The organism is Streptomyces sp. NPDC001889, assembly GCF_053594535.1.
Genome location: NZ_JBSFER010000002.1, coordinates 86,400 through 107,932, shown reverse-complemented (window position 1 = coordinate 107,932; position 21,533 = coordinate 86,400). Strand labels below are relative to the sequence as shown.

Below are 21,533 nucleotides of genomic sequence, written 5' to 3'. Positions count from 1 at the left end.
TCAGCCGGCCCGGAGGCCGACCGTCAGCGTCAGTTCGAGGACCCGGTGCGGCGACGCGAGATCCGGGAACAGCTCCCGCAGCTGCGCCATCCGGTACCGGACGGTCTGGGGGTGGACGAACAGCGCCGCCGCCACCTCGTCCCGTCGGCCCTGGTGCAGCAGCCACGCCCGCAACGTCTCCTCCAGCCGCCGTGCCGTGGCGACAGGCAGCGTCCGCAGCGGTGCGAGAGCGCGGGCACGCAGGTCCGCGAGCGCGTCCGCGTCGGCGCTCAGCACCAGCTCGGGCAGGTGGTCCTCGGTGTCGCGGACATCCGAGGAGAGGGAGCGCGCGCGTACGGCTCGTGCGTACGAGGCGGACACGCGTGTCCAGGGCCGGGCCGGGCCGACCACGGCGGTGCGTTCGGCCAGCTGGGCCAGGAGGCGTGACCGGTCGGTGTCGGGGACGAGCAGCACACCGGTGGCGTCCGGCAGATCGTCGAGGACCAGGGTGCCCGGGTCGAGCGCGCGGTAGGAGGGCCGGGCCTGGGCGGCGGGCAGCAGGACCGCGGTCAGGGAGACCGGCGGCTGCCACCCGGCCCGTTGCGCGGAGGCCAGCAGTACGTCCGGGCTCGCGCCGGTGATGAGGTCGTGGGCCAGGTGTTCCAGGTGGAGCTCGTGGGCCCGGCCCCGGGCGGCCAGTTCGTCGGCGTGGCCCGCGGCGCTCGCGGCGGACAGCTCGTCGATGTAGGCGAAGGTCAGCTCGGCGAACTTGGCGACGTCGGCGGCGGGCAGACCCGCGGGTACGGCGCCCGCCGCCAGGCACCGCCAGGCGACGCGGGCGCCGACGCGGTAGGCGCTGAGCAGGGCGTCCATCGAACGGCCGTCGCGCACCTCGCCGCGGCCCAGCTCGTAGGCCGCGTCACCGGCGTCGCCGCCCGTGGCGTTCCCGCTCGCGAGGTCCAGATAGTGCCCCAGGGCGGTGCGGACGGATCGGCGGATGGTGCCGCCCATGCGGCCCGAGAGAGCGTTGGCGTAGGGAGGGACCTCGTCGATGATCGCCTGGACGACCTCGTCGGCGGTGCTCTTCAGCGCGGCCCGAAGCGCGGTGACCGTCGTCACATCCAGGGCCAGTTCGGTGGCCCTCCGGATCGCATGCCCCATCTTTTTGTTCCCTGCGCATAATTCAGCCGACCAGATTCACGTCCTACGGGTAAGACTTTACGCCCTGAGGCGCATCAAGCTGGAGTCATGACGAGTGCAGCCCTCCGCAGCAGGGCGTGGAAACTGCTGGAGATGGTCACGACGCCGCTGTTGCCGTCGGACTACCTCGACCTGGTCAGTCCGCTGCGCGCGGGCGCTGACCTGCGTGGACGCATCGAGGCGGTGCACCCCGAGACGGGTGACGCCGCGACCATCGTGATCAGGCCGGGCCGGGGCTGGCGCGGCCACACCGCCGGTCAGTATGTGCGGATCGGGGTCGATGTCGACGGGGTGCGCCTGTGGCGCGCCTACTCCATCACCTCGCCGACCGGCCGCCAGGACGGCCGCGTCGCGATCACCGTGAAGGCGATCCCGGACGGCAAGGTCAGCAACCACCTGGTCCGCAGGGCACAACCCGGCACACTGATCCAGCTCGACCAGGCGACCGGTGACTTCGTGCTGCCGGAGGCCAAGCCCGCCAAGGTGCTCTATCTGACGGCCGGCAGCGGCATCACGCCGGTCATGGGCATGCTGCGCGACACCGCGTTCGACGACGCCGTCATGGTCCACTGCGCGCCCCGGCCGCAGGACGTGATCTTCCGCCAGGAGCTGCACGAGCTGGTCGCGGACGGGAAGCTGCGTCTCACCGAGGTGCACACCGACACCGACGGCACGCTCGATGTCGCCCGTCTCGACGCGCTCGTGCCCGACTGGGCCGAGCGCGAGACCTGGGCGTGCGGGCCCGCGGGCCTGCTCGACGCCGCTGAGGAGCACTGGGCGGAGCACGGGGTACCGGAGCGCCTGCACACCGAGCGCTTCCGCCCCGGGGTCGCCGTCGTCGGCGACGGTGGCGAGGTCACGTTCAGCACCACCGGAAGGACCGTCGACGCGGACGGCGCCACGCCCTTGCTCGACGTCGGCGAGGAGGCGGGCGTCCTCATGCCCTCCGGCTGCCGCATGGGCATCTGCTTCGGCTGTGTCACACCGCTGAAGGCGGGCGCCGTCCGCGACCTGCGCACCGGCGAGATCACCGAGGCCGAGCCGGGCGTCCTCATCCAGACCTGTGTGTCCGCCGCGGCGGGCCCCTGCGACATCGAACGGTAGGAGCACCGTGACCGCCATCGACCCCACCGCCCACCTGACCGCGGAGCAGATCGAGGAGCTCGGCCGCGAGCTGGACGCGATCCGCGACGAGGTGATCGCCGACCGCGGCGAGAAGGACGCGGCGTACATCCGCAAGGTCATCTCGGTGCAGCGCAGGCTCGAACTGGTCAGCCGGGGCGTACTGCTGTTCTCATTCTTCCCGCCCGCGTGGCTGATCGGCACCGCCGGTCTGTCCGTGGCGAAGATCATGGACAATATGGAGATCGGCCACAACATCCTCCACGGCCAGTGGGACTGGATGCGGGACCCGAAGATCCACTCCACCACCTGGGAGTGGGATCACGTCTCGCCGGCCGAGCAGTGGAAGCACTCGCACAACGAGCTGCACCACACGTACACCAATGTGATCGGCAAGGACAACGACCTCGGCTACGGCATCATGCGCGTCGACGAGGACCAGAGGTGGCACCCGTTCCACCTCGGCCAGCCGCTGTGGAACTTCATCAACGCCTGCTTCTTCGAGTACGGCATCGCGGCGTACGACCTGGAACTCGGCAAGAACCTGCACAAGCGCCGCCGCAAGAACCCGGAGTTCCGCGCGCGGGCCAGGGCTGTGGGCCGCAAGATCCGCAAGCAGGTGCTGAAGGACTATGTGATCCACCCGCTGCTGTCGGGCCCGTCGTTCCTCACCACGCTCGCCGCCACGTTCACCGCGAACCTGATCCGCAACCTCTGGACGCACTCGGTCATCATGTGCGGGCACTTCCCCGAAGGCGTGCAGGTCTTCGAGCGCCGGTCGATCAAGGGCGAGACGCGCGGCCAGTGGTACCTGCGCCAGATGATGGGCTCGGCGAACATCAGCGGCAGCAGGGCCATGCACTTCATGACCGGCAATCTGTCGCACCAGATCGAGCACCATCTGTTCCCGGACCTGCCGAGCAACCGGTACGCCGAGGTCGCGGTGAAGGTGCGCGCGCTGTTCGACAAGTACGAGCTGGAGTACGTCACCGGGCCGCTGCCCAAGCAGGTGTTCTCCGCCTGGCACAAGGTCTTCCGGCTCTCGCTGCCGAACAAGAAGCCGAAGGCCGGGACGCCGGGCCGCGAGCGGGAGCTGATCGCGACCTGATCCCGGCGCTGGTGAGGGTCATTCGGCGGTACGCGCGGGCGTGATCGGGGCGGCGAACCCCGCGGATGAGGACGGCGCATGGGCTGATCAGGGGCGATCTGGAGCGTGGTAGATTCTGGCGATGTTCGAAAGTGGCGATTCGGCTCGTGCGTCCACATCCAGCTCGATGCAGAGCATGCACAGGGCTATGCGGATGCTTGAACATCTCGCCGAAAAACCGATGCGTGCGACAGAACTCGCGGAACGCACATCCTCGAAATGGGCGACGGCCCACCGCACGCTCGCCTACCTCCGCGAACACGGATTCGTGCACCGGGACGAGGCGACCGGACTGCACTACGTCGGTCGCCGGCTCTTCGCGATCGGCTCCTCGTATCTGAGCGAACACCCCCTTTTCCACACGGGCGAACCGCTCATGCGGAATGCCGCTGACCGTGTGGGCGGATTTGTTCAGATCGCCGAGCGCGAGGCGTACGCGTCCATCGCGATCGCGAGTGTCGAACCGCGCGATCCGGTCGCCAGTCTCTCGTACGGGAATACCTATCGGCCGTACCCGCTGCACATCGGTGCCCGGGGGCTGGTTCTCCTGGCTTTCGCCCCGGCCGAATTCAGCGATGCCTACATCAGCCATTTCGCGTCGGTGGAGGATGATGAGACCGGCATCGGCGACCCCGCCGCGCTGCGCTCCCTCCTGGAGGACGCGAGGAACGCGGGTTCGGTGACCACGGACCACGACATCACGGCGGCGACGACCGCGACCGCCGCTCCCGTACGCAATGCCGAAGGCGTGGTGGTGGCGTCCGCGTCCGTGGTGAAGGGGCGCGGGGACGGTCACGATCCCGCCGGGGTGCGGGAAGTGACGCTCGGTCTGGCCGTGTCGCTGTCGCAGCTGCTGGGGTGGCGGGGAAGAGTGGCGCCTCGTTGACCGGGCGGGGGCGCCGGGGCACGTGGTTCGGCGTCCTCACCGAGGGGACGCCGACAGCGCACCGCCCCGGCGGCGGGTGTGCCCCCGTGGGTGGCCCTTGAGGGAATGGCTTCCGGTGGGGGCCACCCACGGGCTGTGCCCTTCGCGGTGGAGCGGCACTCCGGCCGGCGGACGGCCGGGTCCGTCCATGGCCGCCGGCCGGTGAGCGGGCACCCGGGTCAGAGGGCGCCGTTCGCGCGGGGCCAGGGAGCGCCGTCGGCCACGAGTGCCCGGTGGCGGATGAGGGCGCGGGGCGCGTCGACGGCCAGGGCGGCCGTGGCCCGCCCGTCCCGGGTGTAGAGGGCGACCAGACCGGACTCCCCGGGTGCGCCGGCGAGGATGTCGACGTCGTCCCCGGGGCCCGGGGCCCCCACCAGCTGGGTGCGCGTACCGAACTGGTCCGTCCAGAAGGAGGGCAGCGCGTCGAGTCGTGACACCGCCTCACCGCCGGCGGCGACAGCACCGGCGACGATGTTCTCGGCCACGACGGTCGCCTGCGGGCTGACGTGGTTCCAGTGCTCCGACCGCAGGGGGCGGCCGTGCCGGGGGGAGTGCCACCTGGCCGCGTCCCCGAGGGCGAGCACCCCGGCGACGGACGTGCGCCCCGCGTCGTCGCAGACCACCCCGTTGTCCACGTCCACGCCCGACCCCCGCAGCCACTCGGTCTCGGGGACTCCGCCGAATCCGATGACCACCAGATCCGCGTCGAGGACGCGGCCGTCGGTCAGCCGTACGCCGGTGACGTGATCGTCGCCGACCAGACCCGCCACTCCCGTGCCGAGTTCCAGCACGGTGCCCCGGGCCCGGTGCAGTCGGGCGAAGTGGTCTCCGACGACGGGGCCCAGAACCGTGCACATCGGGGCCGGCTGGAGATCGACGACGGTCACCCGGCGGCCGAGGGAGCGGGCGCTCGCCGCGACCTCGCAGCCGATGAAGCCGGCCCCCAGGACGACGACGTCCGCCGCGGTCGCCAGGTCGGTGCGGACCGCGAGGGCGTCGTTCAGCGTGCGCAGAACGTGGACACCGGCCAGATCGGCCGGAAACGGCGGGCGGCGGGCGGCGGAGCCCGTGGCGATCACGACGACGTCCGCCTCGGCCGGCGATCCGTCGTCGACGGTCACGCTCTTCCTTCCGGTGGCGACGCTCAGCCCGGTGGCCCGGCACCCGGTGCGCAGGTCGAGCGCGAGGCCGGCCACCTCGTCCTCGGTCATCAGATACAGCGCGTCGGGTTCGGTGAGACCGGTGAGCAGGTCCTTGGAGAGCTGGGTGCGGTCGTAGTGGGCACGAGTCCTCTCGGCCCCGATCACCGTCACCCCGCCGTCGTAGCCGAGCCGGCGCAGCTCCTGTGCGAGGGACATGCCTCCGAGGGAGCCACCGACGATCGTCACGTTCTCGGGCCGGGCCATCAGCCGGTCACCTGAAGGGCGCGGGCGGGGCAGGACCGCACGGCACGCTCGGTCCTGGCACGCAGCTCGTCACCGGGCTCGTCGTCGAGCACGACGACCCGGTTCTCGTCCTCGTCCAGGTCGAAGACCGCGGGGGCCTCCAGCACGCAGCTGCCGTAGCCGCGGCATTTGTCGAGACGGGCGATCACTTTCATGGCAGTACCTCTGATCTTTCGCATACACCGGCACTCCTTCGGACGCGCCGGGACATCGGGGACGATGTGAGGGGAGCCGGCCTCGTCAGCCGAGGAGATAGCCGCCGTCGATCGGCAGGACGGTCCCGGTGATGTAGCGGGACCGGTCGTCGGCGAGGAAGACGATCCCGTCGGCGACCTCGTCCACCGTGCCGGGCCGCCGCATGGGGACTCCGCCGCCGACGGGCGGCGGCTCGTCCGGGATGTCCCCCGACCGGGCGCCGGCACGCAGTGCGGCCGCGCTGGTCTCGAAGAGCCGGGTCGGTATCCAGCCGGGTGCGACCGCGTTGACGCGCACCCCGTGGGCCGCGACCTCGGCGGCCACCTTCCGGGTGAGGCCCACCACGGCGTGTTTGGACGCGATGTACGCGGCGCCGCCGCCCCGGGGGACGAGCCCGGCGGACGACGCCACCGTGATGACGCTCCCCCGCCCCCGCCCGACCAGGGCGGGAAGCGCGGCGCGCAGGACATTGACGGTCCCCTGGACGTTCACCCGGATCACCGACTCCCAGACGGCGTCGGTGAGTTCCGCGAACGGCAGGTTCTGGTCGAAGATGCCGGCGGCGTGCACCACCACCTCCAAGGGACCCAGTTCGTCCTCTGCGGCGCGGACCGCGTCCGCGACGGCGGTGCCGTCCGTGACGTCCACCGCGCGGGCCGCGGCTGCCGTGCCGCAGGACCGGATCTCGTCCGCGGTCTCCCGCGCCCCGGCCCCGGACAGGTCCACGGCCGCCACGGCGAACCCGGCGCGGCCGAGCGCGCGGGCGGTGGCGGCTCCGATCCCGCTGGCGGCTCCGGTGACCAGCGCCGTGCGCCCACGGGTGACGGGCGCGCTCATGACCCGGCCGGCTTCTTGACGCACAGGAGGCCGAACTCGGTCCCGGTGCCGGTGGCGCGGGCGGCCCCGTACACCGCGCGGGCCGCGACGAGATCCTGCAGCGCCGTCCCCACGGACTTGTAGACCACGATGTCCGCGGGGTTCTCACGGCCCGCTCCCCCGACGGCGAGTTCCGCGAGCGATCGCATCTTGCCGTCGAGCACCCCGGCGCCGTCCGCGGCGATCAGGTCACCGGACTCGCCACGGGCCTGTTCGGGGGCGTCGCTGACGACGAGGGCGGAGCGGGCGATCACCTCGACGTCGAGCTCGCGCAGGGCGGGCATCGTGGAGCCGATCGACAGGACCGTCGCACCGGGTGCGAGCCAGTCCCCGCGCAGGGCCACCCGTCCGGTGCCCATTCCGGTGTTCGTCGCCACGACCACCACCGGGGCCGAGGCGGCCCGCTCGGCCGCGTCCACCGGGGCGACGGCGATGCCGAGCCGTTCGGCCATGCGCGCGGCGAACCGCTCGCGCCGCTCGGTGTGGGGGCTGAACACCGAGACCCTGTCCACCTCGATGGCCGCGCAGACGCCTTCGAGGTTGGTCTCGGCCTCCAGTCCGGAGCCGATCAGCCCGACCTCGACCGGGCCGGCGGGGCCGAGCAGACCCGCCGCCACCCCGGTCGCGGCGCCCGTCCGGGCGGCGGTGAGGTAGGCGCCGTCCAACTGGGCGAGCAGTTCGCCCGACGTCTCGTCGTAGAGACCGATGAGGTACTGGACGCCGCCGGCGGCGACCTGGTTGAACACTTTGAAGCCCATCACGCCGGCGCCGCCGACGATCCCGGGCATGAGGCGGAAGAATCCGGGGGGCGCGTCCAGGTTGACGCGGTCGGGGAGCTGGACCCCGCCTCGGGCCTCGACCCGGTATCCGTCGCGCAACGCTTCGACGAGCTGGTCCATCCGGAGGGAGGCGCGGACCTGGTCGTCCGTCAGAAGAAGCATGTTCGACACCTTTCTCGATCGCGGCCGTGCCGCTTGTCGGGTCAGAGGGGGGACGGGTCCGGCTCGGGCCCGAAGGGCTGGTCCGGCTCGGGCCCGAAGGGCTGGTCGAGGAAGTGGGAGAACACGTCCGGCGACTGCCAGCTGATGCTTTCGAGGCCGAGGGGATCGAGGCGTATGCGATGGCCCAGACGCAGCGACCGGATCTCGGCCCGGTGGCCGTTCGGGGTCCTGATCTTGCTGATCCGCACGGCCGTGAATTCGTTGATCACGGTGAACTCGGCCTCGACGACGCTGTCGTCGTCGGGGGGAGCGGCCGCGTGGGGCAGGTCGCCGCCCGGCACTCAGATCACCATCCGCAGATGCGGCAGCCGGATGACGCTCTCGTCGAAGACGGTGGTGCGGCTCACCAGGCCCCAGCCGTCCGGGCGGCGCCGTACGAGGTCATGTCGTCCCGCCGGGGCGATGACGGCGGGGTGCGACTGGTGGACGACGCTCACCAGCACATTGCTGTCGATCATGTACTCGCCCTCCCGCTCCCCGGGCTCCGCGACAACATTGGTGACGAAGCGGCGGATTCGGTGCAGCGGCACCTCGCCCCAGGCGAAGTCGATGTGGTCCGGTTCGAAGCGGCGCGCCCACAGCGAGGCCAGCGAGTCCCGTGACTCGTCCACCAGATACGCGCCGGGGAAGACCGGCGCCAGCGACGGGTCATCGCGGGTGACGGTGACCGGGACGCGGTAGACGAACTCGTCCTCCAGGAGGGGAAGCCAGTTCGGGTAGTCGTAGGCGTCCAGCAGTCGCGCTTCGATGTCGTAGAAGTGGCGCAGCGAGCCCGACGTCTCGGCGTCCACGGCCCGGAACCGGGCGGGCCGGGTGGTGCGTGCGCTCATCGGGCCGCCCTCCGGCCCGCTCCGGTGGAGACGAACGTCTCGTCGTTCATCAGCTCTGCCCAGCGGCGGTACAGCTCCCGCTGGTTCGTCTCGGAGTGATCGATGTCGTAGACGTCCCCGGGCCAGGTCTTCTCCGTGTCCTTCGGCGCGGAGAGGCCGCCCTCGTAGACGAAGTCCGTCGCGCGTGCGACCGAGCCGCGGCTCATGTCCGCGACACTCGTCCAGTTCTGCAGATCGTCGGTGTCGAAGATGCCGGCCAGGCCGACCATCCGCAGGTTGGCCCGGAGCGAGTGCGCGCGCTGCTCGTCGTCGTACCACCGCGGCACGAGCGCCCAGAGCATCAGCTCGCTGTGCATGCTGTCGATCGGCTGCCACACGCGGAACTGGACGTACGACACGGCCGGCGTGTCGTCCCCGGAGCTGAGGGAAGCGGCGTCGATGAGCGACAGGTTCGGGAAGATGTTGCCGTGGAAGACGGACTGGCGTGACATCAGGTCGATCTGGCCGGGCTCCAGCCCCTCCGCCATCTCCTGCCACCTGTCGGGCGGATAGCCGAAGAACATCGGCTCGGTCCCGGGCAGGTCGTAGTGCTGGACACGGAACGCGTGGCCGTTTCCGGCGACGACGCACCGGCCCCGCATATCGGCCATCGAGACACCGTCCAGCTGAGGGAAGGCCTCGGTGTTGAGGTAGGTGCCCAGTTCGATCGGGCTCTGATGGGTGGTCGCGAGGTGGTATCCGTCTCCGGCGAAGTTCTCCGAACCGAGCTTCCAGTTGGTCCGGACCCGGGCGCGGGCCGGCGGGCCGAGCGCCACCAGGTCGCCGGCCTTGTCGAGGACTCCCCTGAGGTACCACGCGGCCGGCCCGAGTTCCTCGGCGAGGGGCGGCGCGCCGGGGTTCCAGCTCGCGAACACGAGCCCGTGGAAGCTCTCCACATGAGGGACGCGGACCAGGCCGAACGCCGACTTGTCGAAGGACGGCTCGAAGACCTGCTTGCGTTCCGGAACCCCTTTGAGGTCACCGGAGTTGGAGAAGGTCCAGCCGTGGTAGCTGCACCGGAAGTGCGAGGAATTGCCGAGGTCGGCACGGCACAGCTGGGTTCCCCGGTGAGTGCACGAGTTGAGGAACGCCCGGATCTCCCCCTGTTCGTCGCGGGTCACGATGACGTCCTCGCCACCCAGGTTCCGCGTGACGTAGTCACCGGGTTCGGCGATCTCGCTCTCGTGCGCCACGAAGAGCCAGCACCGGCGGAAGATGCGCTCCATCTCCAGCCGGAACTCGTCGTCACCCCAGTACGACTGCCGGCTCACACGGGTGTCGGTCGTTGTCGCCCTGATCATCTGCAGACTCCTGTCGTCCAGCGCGGCACAGGTCTTATCCACATAGTGGATACATCATCCATTTAGTGGGTGCGGTGAAGCTACAACCGCGATTGACGGGTGTCAACGCCCGCGGGAACGCCCGGAAAAGCCCCGCTTCACCCCTCCGGACCCCCGGGCCACGACGGCACCGGATCGGGAGCGAGTGGCGTGCGACAGGGCCGGCCCGGGGCGGGCCGAGCAGCCCGCCAACGAACCATTGACCCCGTCCGGAGCGATTGCTAGCCTCCGCAATCATCCACACAGTGGGCGCTGTATCCACTATATGGATATTCATAGGCGCTGCGGATTCGCGCCGACCCGTACGAATGGAGTCCGTCCATGAGCTACTCACGCCTCGAAGCCCGCGACTGGGCCAAGCAGAACATGACCGGCATCTGCGGCTGCGTGATGCCGACCTTCACCGGAGATCTGGCCGGGATCAACGAACGTGCCGTCCGGCACGACATCGGCATGGAGAAGAACATGGGCATGTCCAGCACGCTCATCGTGTCGGAGTGCGGCACCTCCTTCGAGGAGCTTCTCCAGGTCACCGAGATCGCGATCGACGAGGCCGGGGACGAGCTGCAGACCGTGGTCCACGCCGCGCTGCCGACCCTGGAGGACAACATCCGCCTGGTCCGGGAGTCGGAAAGGCGGGGGGCGACCTTCGTCCTCCTGTCGTACCCGCTGACCTTCTACCCGGCCACGGAGCAGGAGGTCTTCGACTACACCAAGGCCGTGGCCGACAGCACCAACCTCGGCGTCATCATCTTCGCGATGCACCTGTGGAACTTCCGCCGGCTGCACCCGAGTCACTTCTCACCGCGGCTGATCGGCCGGATGATCGAAGAGATCCCGAACGTCGTCGCGGTGAAGAGCGAGGTCGGCGGTCCGGGGGTCGGCGGCATCGCCGAGATCTTCCACAGGTACCGGGACCAGGTCATCGTCATGGACCCGATCGAGTCCAACTCCCCCGCATGGCACTCGATGTACGGGATGCAGTGGATGGGCACATCGAACTACGAGGCGTACGGGCCCTGGGTCGCCCGCTACTTCGCCCTCATGCGCGAGGGGAGGTTCGACGACGCGATGGAGATCTACTGGAGGATTCACCCGGTGCGCGAGGCGGACTCCGCCGCCGTCGGGCAGGCCGTGGCCGGCACCGCCATGGTCCACCGCTACCTGTGGAAGTACCAGGGGTGGCTCAATGGCTTCAACGGCGGACCCATGCGCGCACCGCTGTCGCGCATCAACGACGGGCAGATGGCACAGCTCCGCGCCGCTGCCGTGGCCGCCGGACTCGACGTCACGGACTCCCCGGACAGCGAGTTCTTCGCCGGCCGCAACCCGGCCTGACGGTCTCCCGCGACACGCAGCGAAGGAATCCCCGATGACGACATCCCTGCCCTCGCCGTACTCCGATCTCATCATCGGCACGGCGCCCCCGAACCGCCGGCGCGACACGATCGCCGTGCTCGACCCCTCCTCCGGCGAGCTGCTGAGCAGCGTCCCCGACGGCACCGTCGACGACGGGCTCGCCGCTGTCGACGCGGCGGCGAAGGCCTTCCGTTCCTGGCGGGCGACCAGTCCGCGGGGGCGGGCCGAGATCCTCCGCCGCTGCTGGGAGGCGATGACCGAGCGCAGGGACGAGATCGCCCGGCTCATCTCGCTGGAGAACGGCAAGACGCTCTCCGACGCCCTGGGCGAGGTCGACTACGCGGCCGAGTTCTTCCGGTGGTACGCGGAGGAGACGGTACGGACGACGGGCCAGCTCGGCACCTCGCCGAACGGGGCCAACCAGATCATGGTCTCCTACGAGCCGATCGGGGTCGCCGTGCTGATCACCCCGTGGAACTTCCCGGCGGCCATGGCCACCCGGAAGATCGCGCCCGCGCTGGCCGCCGGTTGCCCGGTCGTCCTCAAGCCCGCATCGGAGACCCCGCTCACCAGCTACCTCATCGCACGCATCTGCGCGGAGGCGGGGGTTCCGGACGGTGTCATCAATGTCGTCACCACGAGCCGTTCCGGCGAGGTGGTGAGCGCGATGCTCCACGACCCCCGCGTGCGGGCCCTGTCGTTCACCGGCTCCACCGAGGTGGGGCGCGTCCTGCTGCGCGAGGCGGCTGACACGGTCCTCAAGTCCAGCATGGAACTGGGCGGAAACGCGCCCTTCATCGTGCTCGACGACGCCGACCCGGACCAGGCCGTCGACGGCCTGATGACCGCGAAGATGCGCAACGGCGGACAGGCGTGCACCGCGGCCAACCGTATCTATGTGCACCGCTCACTGGTCGGAGAGGTCTCCCGGCTGCTGGCCGGCCGGTTCGCCGAGCTGGTCGTCGGCCCGGGGACCGACCCGGCGACCGGGTGCGGCCCGCTGATCAACGACCGCGCCGTCGACAAGGTCGCCTCCCTGGTCGAGTCGACGGTGGCCGCCGGTGCGCGGGTCCTCGTCGGCGGCGAACGGCCCGCGCGTGCGGGTTCGTTCTACGCGCCCACGGTCCTGGTCGACGTCCCGCCCCGGGCCGACATCGTGCGCACGGAGATCTTCGGCCCGGTCGCGGCCATCATCGCCTTCGACTCCGACGACGAGGCCGTCCGCGCCGCCAACGACACCCACCTCGGACTCGCGGCCTACGTCTACACCTCCGACCTGCGCCGCGGCCTGCGGATGGCTGGCGAACTCGAAGCCGGCATGGTCGCCGTCAATCGCGGGCTGCTCTCCGATCCCGCGGCACCGTTCGGCGGCGTCAAGGAGAGCGGTCTCGGCCGTGAGGGCGGTTCCGAGGGAATGCTCGAATTCATGGAATCGAAGTACATCGCCACCTCCTGGTGACCTCGGTCGCCTCGCCGGGCGACCGCGGCCGGCCTTTCGGCAAGAAAGCGAGAATCACATGCCCCTTCCCGTCCCCCATCCGATCACGAGCGTGCGATCCGTCGCGATAGCCGTCGAGAACCTGCCCGTCGCCAGGGGCTTCTACCGCGACCTCTGGCAACTCGATCTGGTCACCGAGGAGCAGGGCAGGAGCTACTTCGGGTCCGGATGCCCCAGCAACTACATCATCAAGCTGCGCGAGAACGATGTCGCCGGCATCGAACTCACCACGTTCGACGTCCGGGACCGGGCCGGAGTGGACCAATTGTTCGAGCGGGTCGCGCGGAGCGGCACGAAGATCATTCGCGAACCGGGTGACCGTGCCGAATTCGGCGGCGGCTACGCGTGCGCCTTCTTCGACTGCGACGGCCGGGCCATCGAACTCGCCACCGAGGTCGAGCAGCGTGCCCACCGCCCGGTCGAGCGCGGCGAGTCGAGGCCGAAGTTCATCAGCCATGCCGTCTTCAACACCACCGATGTGAACCGGGCGGTCGCCTGGTACGGCGAGGTCCTCGGCTTCAAGGTCTCGGACTGGCTCCAGGACTTCTTCTGCTTTCTGCGCACCGGAAGCTGGCACCACATCCTGGCGTTCGCCCATTCCCGGCACACGAGCCTGAACCATGTGTCCTTCGAACTCAACGGGATCGACGAGTTCATGCGCGGAACAGGACGCCTGATGCGCGCGGGCGTCCAGCCGCTGTGGGGCCCCGGACGGCACGGCGCCGGGGACAACACCTACTCGTACTTCCAGGAGCCGTCCAGCGGTTTCGTCATGGAGTACACGACCGAGCTGATCCAGATCGACGAAGAGCACGGCTGGACCCCCAAAGTCTGGGGCACCACCCCCGAGGAGCAGGACCAGTGGGGAACCGCCAACGCCTTCGACGAACTGATCCTCGCGAAGATGTCACCGGCGAACGACCCGGTCCTGTGGACGCCGCCGAGCCTCTGACGGCGCATCCCCTCCGCCCCGCTCGGCCCCGGTGCTGTTCCCGGGGCCGAGCGAGCCCAAGGGGCCCCGCCGGGACGGGCCGCCGGCCCCTGGCCCGGCCCCAGTCCAGCCGCCAGCCCAGCGCGTGGGACAACGACCGGGCCGGCTCGACGACGCCCCGGAGCGTCGCGGCCGAGTGCCCGCCGTCCTCGTGGTAACCGATGGCCGCGGCCGAGGCCACGACCTCTCCGTGCCGGTCACGGATCGGAGCCGCCACCGACGCGCTCCACACCGTCACGTCCTGCGCCGTCACGGCCCAGCCATTCCGCCTCGTCGTCTCGAGGCGCTCGCGCGACTCCTGACGATCCGTGATCGAGAACCTGGTGAGCGGCGCCAGGGGTGACGCGAGGTACTCGTGCTGGTCACCGAAGCGATCGAGACGGCCGTGGCCGCCCGTGGCGGCCGGGTCCACGGCGTCGCCTTCCACACCGACAGGGGCGCCCGATACAGCGCTGACGCCTTCGCCGAGGTCTGCAACCGGCACGGCATCCGGCGCGGTATGGGCCAGGGCGGCGGGGTAATTTACCGGACCGTCCGCCCGGGTGCCCGGATTTTCCGATAGTCGGCATGGTTTGGAGGTCTGCCGACTACGTTCGGTCGGCGGATGCCTGGGATGGCCAGGTGGGGACAAGGGAGTTCAGGACATGCACACAGCCACGTCGACAGCCCATTGGCTGGACTTTGTGATGCTTCCGCCCGCGCCCCACGCCGGCGGGCTCGGCACGGGACAGCTGACCTGGGGGTTACCGCCGGAGGGCGGCGCACCCAACTCCCTCACCTTCCAGGGCGCCACCGGTGAGATCCCCACCGACGGCTCGGAGTTCCTCGTGGGAACCCTGACCCACGCGAACCGCCCCACCGGGGCCGGCCCCGGCTTCATCGCCCGGCTGGCACTGACCCTCACGTTCCCCGACGGCCGTTCTCTGCAGAACGGCTACGCGATCCGCCACCAGGAGACCCCGGACCTGGGCGGCCCCGTCGACGACGTGATCGACTTCCTCGGCGGCTGGGGCCCCGGGATCGACCTCGACGGCACCACCTACGTGGCCCACGTCACCAGGTTCGCGGCCCCGGGCCGGGAAACCACGCCGAGCCCGCTGGTGAACCCCTCCTTCGCCAGCCCGGAGAACAGCGACACCGCCGTCTCCGTGATGGCGGTCATGGTCCGCACCGACGCCCCGGACCTGCGGATCACCACCGTGCACCAGGGCAACGTCGCACGCACCCAGTCGGACGAGTACGTGGAGATCCTCAACCGCAGCGTGTACCAGGTCAACCTCGACGGCTGGACCGTGGACGCGGGAGACGAGGGCCAGAATCTCGCCCTGCCGTCCGCGATCCTCTGGCCCGGACGGCGCATCCGGATTCACACCAACGAGATCCATCCGGAATGGGGCGGCTTCTCCTTCCACAGCAAGCGTGCGATCTGGAACGACAAGGGCGACACCGCCACCCTGCGCACCCCCTCGGGCACCGTCGCCTCCGAATACCGTTACGGCAGGGCCTGACCGACCACCGATCACCGGTCCCCGCCGCCGGGGACTGGTGAACACTCTCCACAGAGGCCCGGCCCCGTTGCGGTGTGGCACGCGCACAGCACGGTCCGGCAGGCAGGAGCACCGGCTCCACACCGCCGCCGATAAAGCCGATGCGGGCCGGGACGACCTACAGCAGAGGGCAGCGCCCGGCGGGATCAATCCCGTCGAGCGCTGCACACAGCCGGACCAGCTCGCGAACACCGTTCGACCAAGCGGCTGCCGATGCCGATAGGCGGCGGGTGGGGGGCATCTGCTCCCGGTTCTGCTCTTGCCGACTCGGCTGTTGTCGTAGGCGCGTGCCAGGATCTCTTTCAGCACTTGAAGGGCACCTGATGGCCATTGACTGGGACCGGATCGGGCAGCCGGCCTTCGGCTTACGTCACCGAACTTCGAAATCACGATCGATAATTGGACCCTGGACATCGGGACCGTCCACTACTTCCATCACCGAATCGTCGCCACCAGTGGTGACGAAGCGCTGAGTGCCCTGCGAAGCGGACAGGCCGCGGGAAGGAAAGTGCTCCCGTGCCCCCCTACCGATGGTGAGCACTACCGCGTGCTTCTAGGCGGCGCTCCTGATGACGGTCTGTCCCTCATCCCCACACCGCTCGATCTACCAGGCTTTCCTGAACCTCGTTAGTCCCCGCCTGAAGAAGTCTCGGCGGCCGACTGCGCGGTCGGCCGTCCGCGTACATCGCAACCCGATCGACAGGCTGCTCTGTTGCTTCGGTGCCATAAGAACTCCTCACGGAATGACCCGCTTGGCTTCTTCACGGGCCCGGTGATGGGTGACGCATGTGGTTGCTACTGTCCGGGCGTGACCCTCACCGACCTCAGCAACGGCTTCCGTGACGACGAACAGAGACGGCGTGTCCGGGCGGTCATTCATGATCGCCTGGCAGACGACCGTGCCCCGCAGGAGTGTCGCTACCTCATGCGGTTCTGGTGGCAGCTGAGCATGCCGTATCGCGAGCTGTCGATGCAGGATCTGAGGTTGAACGTCCACCAGCCGAAGCTTGACGTGGTGGAGGAACTGATCAACGCCATCAGGTCGTCCCATGCGCAGATCGATGCCTGGGCTGCGGATGCCGAGCATGCCTTCCCGGTTGTTGAAGATCGTGGCTTTCGGGGTTCCTCGGGCAGCGAGAGCTAGGACGTCGGCAGGCTTCTCAATCGTCTCTCACCACCCAGCGCTACCTCCACCCAGACATGTCTCAGATCACTGGTGCCGGGACCGCCTTCACCGCCCACCTCAACCCCGTCCGCGCGCCCCTCGGCCCGGCCGTCCAGCCCGCCCCCGGAAGGCGCCGCTGGGCCGCGTGGTCCCCCAGAACAACGGAAAGGCGGCACCGGATTTCTCCGATACCGCCTGCGACCTGCGAAAACGCTGGTCGGGACGACAGGATTTGAACCTGCGACCCCTTGACCCCCAGTCAAGTGCGCTACCAAGCTGCGCCACGTCCCGTTCGCGCGCCCTGGTGGGCCGAGGCCCGGCGCGCAGGGACAACATTACCCCACTCTCCGGGCGGACCCGACCCGCCCGATCACGGTCGGTGCGGCACTCGCGGGACTCGGTGAGAATCGGGGGCATGACCAGCGCACCGCGAGACCGGGACACCGAAGGGCGCGCCCGCAGCGCGCGCCCCCGTGACGGGCTGGGGCGACCGCTGCCGTACGGCGCTCCGGGGGTGGAGCGGCAGCCCGAGGGGGTGGTGCGCTCGCCCGGAGGGACGCTGGCGGAGGCGCAGGCGCTACTGGACGAGGGGAAGCCGTTCCACGCCCACGAGGTCTTCGAGGACGCCTGGAAGTCCGGGCCACAGGAGGAGTGCGAGCTGTGGCGGGGGCTGGCGCAGCTCGCGGTCGGGCTGACCCACGCGGCGCGCGGAAACGCCCGGGGCGGGGCGCGGCTGCTGCTGCGCGGGGCGGACCGGATCGCCGGGTTCCGCGATCCCCACGGCATCGATGTGGCGGGGCTCGTGCTCTGGGCGCGGGAACTGGCGGCCCGGGTGGAGGCGGGTGCCGGGGCCGACGCCCGCGCCGAGGCTCCCCGGCTGACGCGCTGACCGGGGCTCCCCGCTCAGCCCGAGGGCGGGACGAGCAGCAGATGGAGCGCGCCGAGCACCGTCGCCCCGATGACCAGCCGGTCGAAGAGGAGTTGATCGATCCGGTCGGCGCACCGCTTCCCCAGCCAGGCCCCCGGCAGCACCAGGAGCACCAGGGCCGCGTCCAGCAGCAGCGAGCGCCGGTCGATGAGACCGAGCCCGACACTGAAGGGCACCTTCGAGGTGTTCACAATGAGGAAGAACCAGGCGGATGTGCCCAGGAAGCCCAGCTTCCGGAAGCCGGCGGAGAGCAGATAGAGGGACATCACCGGCCCGCCCGCGTTGGCCACCATGGTGGTGAAGCCGCCGAGCACGCCATAGGAGCGGGCCTTCAGCCGGCCCGGGTCCCCCTCCCCCGCTGTCGGGGCCTCCCCGGTGCCGGGCCGGTGCCGCCACCCGGTGACCCCGGCCATCAGCAGCAGGATCGCGCCGATGGAGACGCGTACCGCCCGGTCGTCGGCCCAGAACAGAAAGCCGGTGCCGGCCACGACCCCGGCGGCGACGGCGGGGAAGAGCCTCAGCAGGGTCGGCCAGTGGGTGTGGTGGCGGTAGACGGCGACGGCGACCAGATCGCCCGCGATCAGGATCGGCAGCAGGACCCCGGTCGACTCCCGGGCGGGCAGCACGGCCGCGAAGATCGCGAGGCTGATGGTGTTGGCGCCGCTGACGGCCGTCTTGGAGAAGCCGACCAGCACAGCGGCGAAGGCGAGCGCGGCGCATTCCCAGCCCCCGAGGGCGGTCATGCCGCGGCGCGCCCCACGAGCCCGGCGAGCGTGGGCCCCAGGCGGGCGGCGAGGGCGGGGTCGGTCTGCTCCAGCTCGCCGGTGAGCGCGGTGACGGCGGCCTCCAGGGCGCGGCGCAGCTCCGGCTCGGTCAGCGAGCGGACCAGGGCCGGCTCCAGTGCGGCGGCCGTCGCGGCGGGGAGCAGATGCGCGCCCCTGCCGTTCGCGGCGGACAGCCCGAGCCGCAGACAGGCGAGGGTGATCACCACGGCGCGCAGGGAGCCGATCCAGTGCTCGCACTGCCACCAGTGGCGCCGCTCCAGGCAATTGCGGGCGCGCAGGGCGTGGTGCCAGGCGCGACCGGCGAGGGCGCGGGTGTCCGGAGGGGGAAAGGGGTCCTGGGGCAGCTCGCGCCCGAAGAGGGTCCGCCACTGCGGTCCCCGGGCACCGAACCGCTCCTCGGGCGTGAAGTTGAGATCGGCCTCGTACGGGCCGGGCAGCAGGAAGATCCGGATGATCCGGTCGTCCGACGGCAGGTCCCAGTGGTGCAGCGCGCCGAACTCCTCGTACAGACGGCGTGTCCAGCGGCCGGCCGGCGCGGCGAGGTCACCGCGGACCGCGAGTGCGAGGTCGATGTCCGACCAGCGGTCGGCGTCCCCGGTGGCGAGGGAGCCGGTGAGCGCCGCCCCGGTGATGGTGTCGTCGGTACGGGCGAGGTCGAGCAGCCCGGCGGCTATGCGGTCCCTGTCGTCCATGGGGGTCATTATCCGCGCCGGGCGCCCGGGGGCCGGGGCTTGTCGGGGGCGGGGGTCAGGGTTTGCGGGCCACACCGCAGTAGGCGTCGACCTGCTCGGCGCCGCCGGGGAGCGGCGCGGCGCCGTCCGGGCGCCAGTGGGTGACGCGGACGATGCCGGGTTCCACCAGTTCCAGCCCGTCGAAGAATCCGGCGATCTCGGCGACGGGGCGCACGTGGTAGGGGATGGCGCCGCTGGCGTTGTACGCCTCGGAGGCGGCGATCATGCCGGGGCTGGTGGCGGTGGAGTCGCAGATCACCAGATGCGAGCCGGAGGGCAGTTGCTCCATGAACCGGCGGACCAGCTCGCGCGCCCGCCCGTGGTCGCCGACGTGCCCCAGGACGTTGAGGAGCATCAGGGCCACCGGCTGCGAGGTGTCCAGGACCCGTACCGCCTGCTCCATCACGGCCTCGGGCTCATGGAGATCGGCGTCGATGTACGCGGTCCTGCCCTCGGGTGTGCTGGTGAGCAGCGCGCGGGCGTGGGCCAGGACCAGCGGGTCGTTGTCGACGTACACGACATGGGCGCCGGGCGTGATCCGCTGGGCGACCTCATGGGTGTTGTCGGCGGTCGGCAGGCCGGTGCCGATGTCCAGGAAGTGGCGGACGCCCTGCTCCCCGGCGAGATACCCGACCGCCCGGCCGAGGAATTCGCGGCTGGTGCGCGCCACGTCGACGAGCCCGGGGAAGATCTGCTTGATCTGGTCCCCGAGCACCCGGTCGACCTCGTAGTTGTCCTTGCCCCCGACGAAGTAGTTCCAGAAGCGGGCCGAGTGGGGTGTCCTGGTGTCGATCCGGGCGCGGACACCCTCGGCACGGGAGAGGCTGACATCGGGTTCGGTCACGGAAAAGCCTTCTGCGGACGGTTGTTGACAGTTGTACGGGTCCCCAACCTAGACGAAGCCCCCAGGCCACGCCCACCACATGGGGGAGAAAGGCGGGCCGCGCCGGGGCGGCGCCCGGGGCACAGGGGCCGCCGGGCGAACCGTCCTGGCAGACTCGGTCCGGTGAGACCTGATCTGTCGCAGCTCCGGCATCTGATCGAGGCGTCCCCCGGATTCGGCCGCGCCGCGGCCGCCGCCCTCCCGGAGCCGGCGCTCCGCGCGGCCGAGGCCCGCACCGGCCCGCTGCCGGTGTCGTACCGCTGGTGGCTGAGCGCGTTCGGCCACGGCCGGGCCGGAGGAGCGGAGATCGCGACTCTCGCACCGGAGACCGGCACCGACACCGACACCGACACCGGCGAGCTGTACGAGGACATCACCGCCGGGTGGCGGCGGACCGGCACCCGGCTGTGTTTCGCGGTCGAACCGGACTGCGGTGAAAGCTACTTCTTCGCCCTCGACCAGCGCGGGGAGGCCGGTGACGGGGAACACCCGGTGGTGCGCCGCGACGGGCTCGACGGTGAGGAGTACCCGGTGGCGGAGTCCTTCGCCGGGTTCCTGGCCGTCGCGGCGGCCCGCTCGCGCGGACTCGGCGACGGGCCCAACCCGACGGTCGCCCGGCTGTGGCGGTCGACGCCGGGCGCCCTGCTCGGCAACGGCGTGCTGATCTACGGTCCGCACCTCGTCCAGGAGCGCAACAGGACCTTCGGCATGGCGCGGCGCGCGCCCGGCTGGGTGCTGATCGGGGACGACGGCGAGGGCGGCGGACTCCTCATGCGCCACCACGGCCGTGACCGGACCACGGTGTACCGACAGGATCTCGGCACGCTCGGCGACCGTATCGGCCCACCCGGCACAGGAGCCGAGCCGCTGACGGACGATCTCATCGGCTGGATGGACGCGGCCCGGTCCGGGAGCACCCCCGCCGGGGCGTGACCCAGCGCTCCGCCGGAGCGGGCGGGTCCGTCAGCCCGCCGGAGAAGGGGGAGGTCGGCGGGGGCGGCAGGGCACGGACGTCCTCGGTGGCCGGCGAGGTGCCGCGGTCGAAGGCCGCGGTGCGGGCGGCGGGCCCGAGGGCCGCGGTGCGGGCGGCGTGGGAGATCCGGTCCGCGTCGCCGCGTTCCGCCGGGGGCAGCGGCGCGCCGGCGCGGTGGACACGGTGCCGCGGACCATCGGCACCCCCGGAGACGTTCGTGCTCCACGCGGGCGACCGCGCCGCCTTCGAGGCGAACCGCGCCGCGCTGGGCCTCCTCGGCCCGAGCGGCTTCGCCGGGGACGACCCGGGGCCGGCGGCGGTGTACGGCATCGCCGTCCTCAGCGGGACGCACGGCATGTTCTCCGGCTTCCTCCGGGCGGTGGCCCTCGCCCGCTCGGAGGGGATCACCGCGGCGGAGGTCACGGCCCGCCCGGTGCCCTGGCTCAAGGCGGCGGCCGGCGCCCTTCGCCCAGGGGGCACGCGCGGGAGAGCCTGGGGTCCGAGTAGGAACGGCCCAGGAAACCGGTGTTGCTGTCAGAAGTTTTGACAGCCGGTGATCCGGGTGGTCAGGGTG

23 protein-coding genes, 1 tRNA gene and 1 pseudogene are annotated in these 21,533 nt (G+C 70.8%); 11 read left to right on the top strand and 14 right to left on the bottom strand.

Going from position 1 to position 21,533, the window contains the following annotated elements:
- Positions 1–1,140: a PucR family transcriptional regulator gene (locus ACWCRA_RS02380; RefSeq protein ID WP_451066670.1), complete on the bottom strand. Its 1,140-nt coding sequence runs from the start codon at positions 1,138–1,140 to the stop codon at positions 1–3.
- A gap of 87 nt (positions 1,141–1,227) precedes the next feature.
- Between ACWCRA_RS02380 and ACWCRA_RS02375 the strand changes: the two genes are divergently transcribed.
- From ACWCRA_RS02375 to ACWCRA_RS02365, 3 genes are all read left to right on the top strand, one after another.
- Positions 1,228–2,283 carry a ferredoxin reductase gene (locus ACWCRA_RS02375; RefSeq protein WP_451066669.1) on the top strand — a complete coding sequence of 352 codons (1,056 nt, stop codon included), beginning with the start codon at positions 1,228–1,230 and terminating at the stop codon, positions 2,281–2,283.
- A gap of 7 nt (positions 2,284–2,290) precedes the next feature.
- A complete protein-coding gene (locus tag ACWCRA_RS02370) occupies positions 2,291–3,409 on the top strand; it encodes a fatty acid desaturase family protein (RefSeq protein ID WP_351548250.1) in 1,119 nt (372 codons plus the stop codon).
- 121 nt (positions 3,410–3,530) lie between these two features.
- Positions 3,531–4,334, top strand: a complete 804-nt coding sequence (locus ACWCRA_RS02365; protein WP_451066668.1) for an IclR family transcriptional regulator — start codon at positions 3,531–3,533, stop codon at positions 4,332–4,334.
- A gap of 218 nt (positions 4,335–4,552) precedes the next feature.
- Here ACWCRA_RS02365 and ACWCRA_RS02360 read toward each other — a convergent pair whose 3' ends face one another.
- From ACWCRA_RS02360 to ACWCRA_RS02330, 7 genes are all read right to left on the bottom strand, one after another.
- Positions 4,553–5,779: an NAD(P)/FAD-dependent oxidoreductase gene (locus ACWCRA_RS02360; RefSeq protein WP_451066667.1), complete on the bottom strand. Its 1,227-nt coding sequence runs from the start codon at positions 5,777–5,779 to the stop codon at positions 4,553–4,555.
- Entirely contained in the window at positions 5,779–5,997 is a 219-nt protein-coding gene (locus ACWCRA_RS02355; RefSeq protein ID WP_351548241.1) for a ferredoxin, read from the bottom strand. The genes ACWCRA_RS02360 and ACWCRA_RS02355 overlap by 1 nt, the downstream gene beginning before the upstream one ends.
- A gap of 61 nt (positions 5,998–6,058) precedes the next feature.
- Positions 6,059–6,850 (bottom strand): SDR family NAD(P)-dependent oxidoreductase, encoded by a 792-nt coding sequence (locus tag ACWCRA_RS02350; protein ID WP_351548238.1) that lies wholly within the window; start codon positions 6,848–6,850, stop codon positions 6,059–6,061.
- The gene (locus tag ACWCRA_RS02345) at positions 6,847–7,830 is read right to left on the bottom strand and encodes an ornithine cyclodeaminase family protein (RefSeq protein WP_451066666.1); all 984 of its coding nucleotides are present in this window, start codon (positions 7,828–7,830) and stop codon (positions 6,847–6,849) included. The genes ACWCRA_RS02350 and ACWCRA_RS02345 overlap by 4 nt, the downstream gene beginning before the upstream one ends.
- Positions 7,831–7,871: 41 nt before the next feature.
- Positions 7,872–8,171, bottom strand: coding sequence for a hypothetical protein (locus ACWCRA_RS02340; protein ID WP_451066665.1), 300 nt, complete (start codon positions 8,169–8,171; stop codon positions 7,872–7,874).
- A complete protein-coding gene (locus ACWCRA_RS02335) occupies positions 8,172–8,720 on the bottom strand; it encodes an aromatic-ring-hydroxylating dioxygenase subunit beta (RefSeq protein WP_451066664.1) in 549 nt (182 codons plus the stop codon). It lies immediately after the preceding gene.
- Entirely contained in the window at positions 8,717–10,060 is a 1,344-nt protein-coding gene (locus tag ACWCRA_RS02330) for an aromatic ring-hydroxylating oxygenase subunit alpha (protein WP_451066663.1), read from the bottom strand. The genes ACWCRA_RS02335 and ACWCRA_RS02330 overlap by 4 nt, the downstream gene beginning before the upstream one ends.
- A gap of 360 nt (positions 10,061–10,420) precedes the next feature.
- Here ACWCRA_RS02330 and ACWCRA_RS02325 point away from each other — a divergent pair, with 360 nt between their 5' ends.
- The 3 genes from ACWCRA_RS02325 to ACWCRA_RS02315 all read left to right on the top strand — a co-directional run bounded on the left by ACWCRA_RS02325 (position 10,421) and on the right by ACWCRA_RS02315 (position 13,908).
- Complete coding sequence (locus tag ACWCRA_RS02325) at positions 10,421–11,437, top strand: dihydrodipicolinate synthase family protein (RefSeq protein WP_351548225.1); 1,017 nt, start codon at positions 10,421–10,423, stop codon at positions 11,435–11,437.
- Positions 11,438–11,471: 34 nt separating this feature from the next.
- Entirely contained in the window at positions 11,472–12,917 is a 1,446-nt protein-coding gene (locus ACWCRA_RS02320) for an NAD-dependent succinate-semialdehyde dehydrogenase (protein WP_451066662.1), read from the top strand.
- 91 nt (positions 12,918–13,008) lie between these two features.
- Positions 13,009–13,908 (top strand): VOC family protein, encoded by a 900-nt coding sequence (locus ACWCRA_RS02315; RefSeq protein WP_351548219.1) that lies wholly within the window; start codon positions 13,009–13,011, stop codon positions 13,906–13,908.
- Between the two features lie 226 nt (positions 13,909–14,134).
- Here the strand turns inward: ACWCRA_RS02315 and ACWCRA_RS02310 are convergent.
- Positions 14,135–14,359, bottom strand: a pseudogene (locus ACWCRA_RS02310) (IclR family transcriptional regulator domain-containing protein); the annotation flags it as partial.
- A 232-nt stretch (positions 14,360–14,591) separates the two neighbouring features.
- Here ACWCRA_RS02310 and ACWCRA_RS02305 point away from each other — a divergent pair.
- Positions 14,592–15,455: a choice-of-anchor K domain-containing protein gene (locus tag ACWCRA_RS02305; protein WP_451066661.1), complete on the top strand. Its 864-nt coding sequence runs from the start codon at positions 14,592–14,594 to the stop codon at positions 15,453–15,455.
- A gap of 847 nt (positions 15,456–16,302) precedes the next feature.
- Positions 16,303–16,638, top strand: a complete 336-nt coding sequence (locus tag ACWCRA_RS02300) for a hypothetical protein (RefSeq protein WP_351548213.1) — start codon at positions 16,303–16,305, stop codon at positions 16,636–16,638.
- A 235-nt stretch (positions 16,639–16,873) separates the two neighbouring features.
- Here ACWCRA_RS02300 and ACWCRA_RS02295 read toward each other — a convergent pair.
- Positions 16,874–16,950: transfer RNA gene (locus tag ACWCRA_RS02295), tRNA-Pro, on the bottom strand.
- 124 nt (positions 16,951–17,074) lie between these two features.
- On the opposite strand from ACWCRA_RS02295, the gene ACWCRA_RS02290 reads away from it, so the two are divergent.
- Positions 17,075–17,548, top strand: coding sequence for a DUF309 domain-containing protein (locus tag ACWCRA_RS02290; RefSeq protein ID WP_451066660.1), 474 nt, complete (start codon positions 17,075–17,077; stop codon positions 17,546–17,548).
- Positions 17,549–17,562: 14 nt separating this feature from the next.
- On the opposite strand, the gene ACWCRA_RS02285 is transcribed toward ACWCRA_RS02290, so the two are convergent.
- The 3 genes from ACWCRA_RS02285 to ACWCRA_RS02275 are packed head-to-tail and all read right to left on the bottom strand — an operon-like array spanning position 17,563 to position 19,947.
- Positions 17,563–18,330 (bottom strand): sulfite exporter TauE/SafE family protein, encoded by a 768-nt coding sequence (locus ACWCRA_RS02285; protein ID WP_351548207.1) that lies wholly within the window; start codon positions 18,328–18,330, stop codon positions 17,563–17,565.
- A complete protein-coding gene (locus ACWCRA_RS02280) occupies positions 18,327–19,064 on the bottom strand; it encodes a nucleotidyltransferase domain-containing protein (protein WP_451066659.1) in 738 nt (245 codons plus the stop codon). Before ACWCRA_RS02280 ends, ACWCRA_RS02285 begins: the two co-directional genes overlap by 4 nt.
- Positions 19,065–19,119: 55 nt before the next feature.
- The gene (locus ACWCRA_RS02275) at positions 19,120–19,947 is read right to left on the bottom strand and encodes an SAM-dependent methyltransferase (RefSeq protein WP_451066658.1); all 828 of its coding nucleotides are present in this window, start codon (positions 19,945–19,947) and stop codon (positions 19,120–19,122) included.
- A 162-nt stretch (positions 19,948–20,109) separates the two neighbouring features.
- Here ACWCRA_RS02275 and ACWCRA_RS02270 point away from each other — a divergent pair, with 162 nt between their 5' ends.
- Positions 20,110–20,919: an SMI1/KNR4 family protein gene (locus ACWCRA_RS02270; protein WP_451066657.1), complete on the top strand. Its 810-nt coding sequence runs from the start codon at positions 20,110–20,112 to the stop codon at positions 20,917–20,919.
- On the opposite strand, the gene ACWCRA_RS02265 is transcribed toward ACWCRA_RS02270, so the two are convergent.
- A complete protein-coding gene (locus ACWCRA_RS02265) occupies positions 20,867–21,382 on the bottom strand; it encodes a hypothetical protein (protein WP_451066769.1) in 516 nt (171 codons plus the stop codon). The genes ACWCRA_RS02270 and ACWCRA_RS02265 overlap by 53 nt on opposite strands.
- Between ACWCRA_RS02265 and ACWCRA_RS02260 the strand changes: the two genes are divergently transcribed.
- Positions 21,315–21,506, top strand: a complete 192-nt coding sequence (locus ACWCRA_RS02260) for a hypothetical protein (protein ID WP_451066765.1) — start codon at positions 21,315–21,317, stop codon at positions 21,504–21,506. The two genes, ACWCRA_RS02265 and ACWCRA_RS02260, sit on opposite strands and share 68 nt — an antisense overlap.
- Positions 21,507–21,533 lie beyond the last annotated feature (27 nt).